Origin of the sequence: Stenotrophomonas capsici (assembly GCF_034961085.1) — a bacterium.
Taxonomy (GTDB): domain Bacteria; phylum Pseudomonadota; class Gammaproteobacteria; order Xanthomonadales; family Xanthomonadaceae; genus Stenotrophomonas; species Stenotrophomonas capsici.
Genome location: NZ_JAYFUH010000141.1, coordinates 1 through 2386, shown reverse-complemented (window position 1 = coordinate 2386; position 2386 = coordinate 1). Strand labels below are relative to the sequence as shown.

The following is a 2386-nucleotide window of genomic DNA, read 5'->3' as shown; positions in this document are numbered from 1 at the left end:
GATGGTTCAAGCCTCAGGGTCAACTTGGACAAAAAATCGCCACATTGCTTATTCAATGAAAATCAATGGGTTAGCCGTGAAACAAAAACGAAATGCAAGCGCGGCGAGCGCTGGACACGGCGACTGTTACCGCGTCTTGACGCTGTGCACAAGTTGCGGCAGGCCATGCGCAACGCCCGTGAAGCGTATGTGCAGCGGATCGGCAGTGCGGGGCGCTCTGGGTATCATTCCGGGCATGACGGAGTTCACGTGATGGCTGCACCAGCCCCTCTTTCCCCGGCCGCAGCCAATGCCCTTTCCGCGTTCCTGCGGGGGGTGGAGCGGCGTGCGCTGGTCGTTTCCGAACTGCAGACCGGTGACTCCGGCCTGGCCGAACGCGCGGTGGCGGTTGCCATGCGCGCCTTCGTCGGCCCGGCCGCCGCGCTGCAGATGGCCGAATGGCCGGCCCGCTTCTGGGGCCTGCTGTGTAGCACCCCGCAGCTGCTCAACCCGCCGGCCAGTGGTTACTGGGAAGGCCCGCTGGGCCACCTGCAGACCCTGGCCCCGGCCGAACGATTGGCCTTGCTGCTGCGGATCGGCGCCGGGCTGGACGAGGAAATGGCCTCGGCCGTGCTCGGCGTGGACGCTTTGGCCTATCGCCAGGCGCTGGCGGCGGCCTGTCCGCTCGACGCCGGCGGCAACCCGGATGCGGCCGGCTGGCGCGCCCTGGCCGAACAGGTGCAGGTACAGATCCGCGACCTGTCGCAGCCGCGCGTGCGCCAACTGGAACAACTGCGCGAGTCGGTGATCAGCGGCGTGCTGCCGGCGCGGCCGGCGGTTGCCAAGGCCGCACCGGCCAAGGCCGAAGACCGCCGTCCGTCGCCGCGTCGCCGCGCGCGCGCGCCGTGGAGCCTGGTGACCTGGCTGCTGCTGTGCCTGCCGCTGCTGTTGCTGGTCGCCGTGGCGCTGTGGTGGTGGCGTTCCCATTTCGGCGGTGCGGTCGACCCGCCCTCCGGGCTGGCCAGCGAGGACCCGGTGCAGGTGGAAGCGTTGCCTGACAGCAGCACCCCGGCCGGTCCTGGCCAGGACCCGCATGCCGCCGGTGACGCCGCGATGCTGGCCGATCCCGACCTGGCGGTGGCCAGCGAGGCCGATTTCCTGGCCTGGTACGCCGCCGGCGGGCCATTGCCGGTGGACGAATCTCAACCGCAGCCGAGCCGGCCCGAGCCGGCCGGCGCGGCATTGGAGACGGTCGATGCGGAGAACTGATCGCCTGCGTGCCTGTGGCGTGCTGCTGGCCCTGGCCGGTGCCGCGAGCGCGACGACACCCAACGGCCTGCCCGGGGTGCCACAGCCGGCACCGGCCAGCGCGCCCTCGGCGCAGCCGGCATGGGCGTCGATGACTCCCCAACAGAAGCGCGACCTGCGCGCCCGCTACGCCGCCTGGCAGGCCTTGCCGGACGCCGAGAAGCTGCGCGTGCGCCGCGCCGGCGCCGCCTTGGTGGCCATGCCGGTCGCGGAGCGGCAGGCACTGCAGGCGCGTTTTGCCGGCATGGACCAGATGCACCGCGAAGGCTGGCTGCTCGGCCCGCGCCTGGGCGCGGCCTATGCGCGCCTGCAGCCGCTGCTGGGTTACCTGCCGGCAGCGCAGCGCGAGCCGATGCTCAACCTGCTGGAGCAGCTCGATGCCGACAGCCTGGAGCAGCTGAGCCTGATCTCGCAGCGCACCCCGCCGCAGGACCGGGCCGCGCTGCGCGAGGCGCTGCTGGCGGTGGCGCCGGCCCAGCGCGCGGCGTGGTTGCGCGAGAAGGTTGGCCATTGAGCAGTCGGCGGGACAGAGCATTCATGCCCCGGGCAGGGTCATGACGCCATCACCACGCTAGAATACGCACACTCCGCGACCCGGCATCCGCGCACTCCCTGCACCGGCCGCAGTCCGCGTTTCCTGCTTTATGTCCAGTTCTCCCGCTACGCCGCGCTTCTCGCATGAAGTGCGGACGACCGGTCTGCTCGCCTTGCCGCTGGTGCTTGGCCACGTTTCCACCGGTCTGATCTCCTTCGTCGACAACACCATCGCCGGCCACCACGGCACCGACACGTTCGCCGCGGTCAGCATCGGCACGGCGTTGCTGTGGCTGCCGATGCTGGTGCCGATCGGCACCCTGATCTCGTTGACCGCGTCGGTCTCGCAGCTGCACGGCGCTGGCCGCGAGCGCGAGATCGGGCCGCTGTTCCGCCAGGCGCTGTGGCTGGGCGTGGGCCTGAGCGCGCTGATGTTCCTGTTCCTGAGTGTGGTGCCGGCGTTCCTGCCGGCCTTCGGCATCGCCCCGGAGATCGTCCCGGGCGCGACCGATTTCCTGCATGCCATCCGCTGGGGCGTGCCGGCGCTGACACTGTACTTCTGCAT

At 70.4% G+C, this 2386-nt stretch carries 3 protein-coding genes; all 3 read left to right on the top strand.

Annotation, left to right across the window (positions count from 1 at the left end):
* Positions 1-252 precede the first annotated feature (252 nt).
* Positions 253-1248: a hypothetical protein gene (locus tag VA603_RS10280; RefSeq protein WP_323438752.1), complete on the top strand. Its 996-nt coding sequence runs from the start codon at positions 253-255 to the stop codon at positions 1246-1248.
* Positions 1235-1801 carry a DUF3106 domain-containing protein gene (locus tag VA603_RS10275; protein WP_323438751.1) on the top strand — a complete coding sequence of 189 codons (567 nt, stop codon included), beginning with the start codon at positions 1235-1237 and terminating at the stop codon, positions 1799-1801. Before VA603_RS10280 ends, VA603_RS10275 begins: the two co-directional genes overlap by 14 nt.
* A gap of 130 nt (positions 1802-1931) precedes the next feature.
* A partial coding sequence (locus VA603_RS10270; RefSeq protein ID WP_323438750.1) for an MATE family efflux transporter occupies positions 1932-2386 on the top strand: 455 nt, incomplete at its 3' end.